The following is a 4,834-nucleotide window of genomic DNA, read 5'->3' as shown; positions in this document are numbered from 1 at the left end:
GGTCGAGGCCCAGTCCAGGCGGGTCGCACCCCACAGCCCGCCCGCGCCCAGGAGCAGCGCGAGGGCCGTGAGGGAGAAGAGCCTGCCGCGGGTCACGGGCGCCTCAACGTCGAGGCCGTGGCCACCGCGGAGAGCACCGCACGCGCCTTGTTCAGGCACTCCGTGTCCTCGGCCAGCGGGTCCGAGTCCGCGACGATGCCGCCGCCCGCCTGCACGTAGGCCCGCCCGTCGCGCACCAGGGCGGTGCGGATCGCGATGGCCGTGTCGGCGTTGCCCGCGAAGTCCAGGTACCCCACGATCCCGCCGTAGAGGCCGCGCCGGGTGGGCTCCAGCTCGTCGATCACCTGCATCGCCCGCACCTTCGGGGCGCCGGACAGGGTGCCCGCGGGGAAGCAGGACAACACGGCGTCGACGGCGTTGCGGTCCTCCCGCAGCGTGCCGGTGACCGTGGAGACCAGGTGCATGACGTGGCTGTAGCGCTCCACCGAGAAGAAGTTGCGGACCTTGACCGTGCCCGGCGCGCAGACCCGGCCGAGGTCGTTGCGCCCGAGGTCCACGAGCATGACGTGCTCGGAGCGTTCCTTCTCGTCGTGCCGGAGGTCCTTCTCGAGGAGCTCGTCCTCCTCCTCGGTCGCCCCGCGCCAGCGCGTGCCCGCGATGGGGTGCGTCGTGGCCTGCCCGTCGACGACCGTGACCAGCGCCTCCGGGCTGGACCCGACGATGGTGAACGGCGCGCCGCCCGAGGCGTCCTCCAGGCTGAGCAGGTACATGTACGGGCTGGGGTTGGTGGCGCGCAGGACGCGGTAGACGTCGAGCGGGTCGCCCGGGCAGTCCATCTCGAACCGCTGCGACACCACGATCTGGAAGCACTCCCCCGCCCGGATCTGCTCCTTCGCCACCTCGACCGCGGCGAAGTGCTCGGCCTGGCTGCGCTTGCGCTCGAAGCGCGGCTCGGTCGGGGCGAACACCGCGACCGTCGACGGGGCGGGCGCGGCCAGCTCGGCGGTCATCCGGTCCAGCCGGGCGACGGCCGCGTCGTAGGCCTCGTCGACGCGCTCGTCCGTGGCGTCCCAGTTGATCGCGTTGGCGATCAGCGTGATCGTGCCCTCGTGGTGGTCGACGGCGGCCAGGTCCGTGGCCAGCAGCAGCACCAGCTCCGGCAGCCGCAGGTCGTCCACCGGCGGATTCTCCGCGGAGCCGATCCGCTCGATGCGCCGGACGATGTCGTAGCCCATGTACCCGACGAGCCCGCCGGTCAGCGGGGGCATCCCGGGCAGCTGCTCGCTGTGCAGCTCCTCGACGATCTCCCGGACGGCGGCCAGCACGTCCCCCGTCCGCGGCAGCTTGTCCGGGACCTCGCCGGTCCAGCGGATCTCGCCGTCGACGGTGGTGAGGGTCGCGGCCGACCGCGCGCCCACGAACGACCAGCGCGACCACGACCGCCCGTTCTCCGCGGACTCGAAGAGGAACGTGCCCGGGCGGGCGGCGCCGTCGGAGACGGCGAGCTTGCGGTACACCCCGACCGGGGTCTCGTCGTCGGCCAGCAGCCGACGCGTCACCGGGATGACGCGGTGGTTCTCGGCGAGGGCACGGAACTCCTCGCGGGTCGGGGTGACCGCTCCCAGCTGTGCGGGCGGTGCGGTGGTGCCGGCGGTCATGCCCCTCATTCTCCCGCGCGGCCCCGCCGGGGTGAAGATGGGTCCGTGACCACGGAGCCGACCGCGAGGGAGCCGCGCCGCCGGGGACGCCGCACGTCCGGCGAGGACACCCGGGAGGCCCTGCTCAGCGCCGCGCGCCGGGAGTTCAACGAGCGAGGCTACGACGGCGCCACCGTCCGCCGGATCGCCGAGCGCGCGGGCGTCGATCCCGCGATGGTCAACCACTGGTTCGGCGGCAAGGGCGCCCTGTTCACGGCGTCGCTGGAGGTGCCCGTCGATCCCACCGTGCTGATCGCGGGCGTGGTGGACGGCGACCCGGAGCGGATCGGCGAGCGGCTCGTCGGAGGCTTCCTGCAGGCCTGGGACGCCGCCGCGGGCGGTCCGCTGATCACGCTCCTGCGCAGCGTTGCGGGCCATCCGGCGGCGGCGCGGATGATGCGCGAGTTCGTGACCAGCACGATCCTCGGTCCGGTCGCGGCGGCGGTGGCCCCGGACCGGCAGGCCGAGCGGATGTCCCTGGTGGCCGCGCAGATGATCGGGATCGGGCTCATCCGGTACGTGATGGAGCTCGAGCCGATGGCCTCCTCCGACCACGCCTCGATCGTCGCGGCCGTGGGGCCGACGGTGCAGCGGTACCTCACCGCCCCCCTTCCGTAGTTCCCCCGATCCGCCGCGGCCGGGCGGCGGGCATGATCACGACGTGCGCAGAGGGCCGGCCGTCGCGGCGGCGGCTGTCGGCGTTCGATCCCCCCGGTCGGCGGTCGTGCGGCTCTCGTCGGGCGGCGGCGTCACACGAAGCCCGACTCGTACGCCGCGACGACCGCCTGCGTGCGGTCCCGCGCCCCCGTCTTGGCCAGCACGTTCCCCACGTGCGTCTTCACCGTCTCCACGCCGACGACCAGCTCCGCCGCGATCTCCGCGTTGGACAGACCGCGCGCCATCAGCCGCAGCACCTCACCCTCGCGCTCGGTGAGGCCGGTGAGCCCGGGCCGCCGGGTGCGGCCGGTGAGCAGCTCCCGGACCGCCGCCGGGAACAGCAGCGACTCCCCCGCCGCCACCGTGCGCACGGCCTGCACGATCTCGGCGGGACGGGCCCGCTTGAGCAGGAAGCCGGTGGCGCCCGCGTGGAGGGCGTCGGCGACATGGCCGTCGTTGCCGAAAGTGGTGAGCACCAGGACGCGCGGCGGGTCGGGGCGCCGCAGCAGCGCGCGGGTGGCGGTGATCCCGTCGACGGCGGGCATCCGCACGTCCATCAGCACCACGTCCGGGCGGTGTCGGGCGACCAGCCCGTTCACCTCCGCCCCGTCGGCGCCCTCGGCGAGGACCGCGATGTCCGGCTGGGCCTCGAGGACCGCGCGCAGGCCGGTGCGGACGAGCTCCTCGTCGTCGACCAGCAGGACGCCGATCATGTCCGCGGCAGGACGGCGTCGACGACCCAGTACCCGTCGTGCTCCCCCGCCTCTGCGCGACCACCCAGGGCGGCGGCGCGCTCACCCATGCCGCGCAGCCCCCGGCCGCCGCCGGGCCTGCCGCGCCCGGTGATCCGGTTCTCGACGCGGATCCGCAGCTCAGGGTCCGTGTCGACGGCGATCCGGACCGGGACCGAGCCGGCGTGCCGCAGCGCGTTCGTCACGCTCTCCTGCACGATCCGGTACCCCTCCCGCGACACGGCCCGCGGGAGCCCGGCGAGGTCCGCCTGCGTGCTGAGGTCGACGTCGATCCCGGCGGCGCGGGCCCCGTCCACCAGCTCCGGCAGCGCGGTGAGGTCCGGCGGCGACTCGGCCTCGCCCTCCTCGCGCAGGACGCCGAGGACCTGGTCGAGCTCCTCGAGCGCGGTCCGGCCGGTCTCGGCGATGGCCTGCAGGGCGCGCCGGGCGAACGCGGGGTCCGTGTCGAGGACCTCGGCCGCCGCGCCCGCCTGCAGGGTGGTCACGGTGAGCGCGTGGCCCACCGAGTCGTGCAGCTCGCGGGCGATCCGGGTGCGGTCCGCGAGCCGCGCCGCCTCCCGTCGGCTCGCGGCCAGCTCGACGGTCAGCCGCTCCTGCGGCGAGGGACCGAGGACCCGTGGGGCGAGCGCGGCGAGCAGCCCGCCCAGCAGTGCGAGCACGTGGAGGACGACGATCAGCATCGCCAGTCCCGCAATCGGCGCCCACCACGCTCCCGCCCCGGTGGGCAGCAGCGGCAGGGCCGTCCACGGCGCCACCAGGAACGCGGCCGCGATGGGCAGGGACCAGAGGAGCGACAGCGCGGTCACCCCGCCGAGCAGCATCGCGACCAGCAGCCAGCCGACCGCGCGGCGGCGCCCGGACCAGGTCTCCGGCCGGGTGGGTGCCGGGAGGTCGACGTCGAGCAGGGCGCGGGCGGCGGCCACCTCCAGCTCCCGCACCCCCGGGACGAGGGCGACCGCCACGCCCACCCCGACCGCCAGTCCACCCAGGACCACGGCCCCCACGGCGTCGAGCCCGCCCTGCACGGAGAACACGAACAGCCAGGCCAGGCCGACGTAGGGCAGCAGCATGGCCGCACCGATGAGCAGGTGGACGGTGCGCCGGTAGGTCGAGCCCGCGCGCAGCGGGTCGACGAGCAGCCGGATCATGCCGTCGATCGTGGCACGCGGGCCGCCGGGGCGGCCTCCCTCGCGCGGGGGAGGCGGTCCACTCCCGGGCGGGAGGACGTGCCCGGCGTCCCCGCGCACGGTGGAGCCATGACGACGAGCAGAGATCATCGAACCGGTACCGGGAACCGCGGACAGCGCGCCGTCCCGCTCCCGGACGGCGATCACGGCGCCCGCCCCCTCCTCGGTTGGCTCGCCGCCGCCGGCACGCTGCCCTACCTGGCCCTCAAGTTCACCTGGCTCGCGGGCAACCCGGTCGGCGCCGACCCGGCGTTGCTGTCGAGCACCTCGATGACCGTGCTCAACGCCGTCACCGCCCTGCTCGACGCCTGCGTCGTCGCCCTGGCCCTCGCCCTCACCCACCGCTGGGGCAGCAGGCTGCCCGCGCTGCTCCTGCTGCTGCCGGCCTGGGTCGGCACGGGGCTGCTGCTGCCCACGGCGATCTCGGTGGTCCCGGCCGTGGTGCTCGCGTTCGGCGGTGACGCCACCGTCGGCGGGCTCGCGCCCTGGGTGCGACCGCTGGTCTACGGCGGGTTCGCCTGGCAGGCCGTGTTCCTGCTGA

The 4,834-nt window shown here is 75.1% G+C and carries 4 protein-coding genes and 1 pseudogene; 2 read left to right on the top strand and 3 right to left on the bottom strand.

Annotated features, from left to right (window positions below):
• Positions 1-92: 92 nt before the first annotated feature.
• Positions 93-1,658, bottom strand: a complete 1,566-nt coding sequence (locus tag H5J29_RS21025) for an anthranilate synthase component I (RefSeq protein ID WP_181782762.1) — start codon at positions 1,656-1,658, stop codon at positions 93-95.
• A 45-nt stretch (positions 1,659-1,703) separates the two neighbouring features.
• Between H5J29_RS21025 and H5J29_RS21020 the strand changes: the two genes are divergently transcribed.
• Complete coding sequence (locus H5J29_RS21020) at positions 1,704-2,315, top strand: TetR/AcrR family transcriptional regulator (protein WP_181782761.1); 612 nt, start codon at positions 1,704-1,706, stop codon at positions 2,313-2,315.
• A gap of 131 nt (positions 2,316-2,446) precedes the next feature.
• Here H5J29_RS21020 and H5J29_RS21015 read toward each other — a convergent pair whose 3' ends face one another.
• The gene (locus H5J29_RS21015) at positions 2,447-3,067 is read right to left on the bottom strand and encodes a response regulator transcription factor (protein ID WP_181782760.1); all 621 of its coding nucleotides are present in this window, start codon (positions 3,065-3,067) and stop codon (positions 2,447-2,449) included.
• Entirely contained in the window at positions 3,064-4,254 is a 1,191-nt protein-coding gene (locus H5J29_RS21010) for a histidine kinase (protein WP_181782759.1), read from the bottom strand. Before H5J29_RS21010 ends, H5J29_RS21015 begins: the two co-directional genes overlap by 4 nt.
• 108 nt (positions 4,255-4,362) lie before the next feature.
• Here H5J29_RS21010 and H5J29_RS21005 point away from each other — a divergent pair.
• A pseudogene (locus tag H5J29_RS21005) lies at positions 4,363-4,834 on the top strand (hypothetical protein); the annotation flags it as partial.

Origin of the sequence: Pseudonocardia pini, from assembly GCF_013870575.1 — a bacterium.
GTDB classification, from domain to species: domain Bacteria; phylum Actinomycetota; class Actinomycetes; order Mycobacteriales; family Pseudonocardiaceae; genus Pseudonocardia; species Pseudonocardia pini.
The sequence above is the reverse complement of the archived record's forward strand: the minus strand, read 5'-3'. Positions and strand labels throughout refer to the sequence as shown.

Coding starts and splice junctions, on each gene's coding strand:
- H5J29_RS21010 (WP_181782759.1), bottom strand. CDS start 4,254: ATGATCCGGCTGCTCGTCGACCCGCTGCGCGCGGGCTCGACCTACCGG.
- H5J29_RS21015 (WP_181782760.1), bottom strand. CDS start 3,067: ATGATCGGCGTCCTGCTGGTCGACGACGAGGAGCTCGTCCGCACCGGC.
- H5J29_RS21025 (WP_181782762.1), bottom strand. CDS start 1,658: ATGACCGCCGGCACCACCGCACCGCCCGCACAGCTGGGAGCGGTCACC.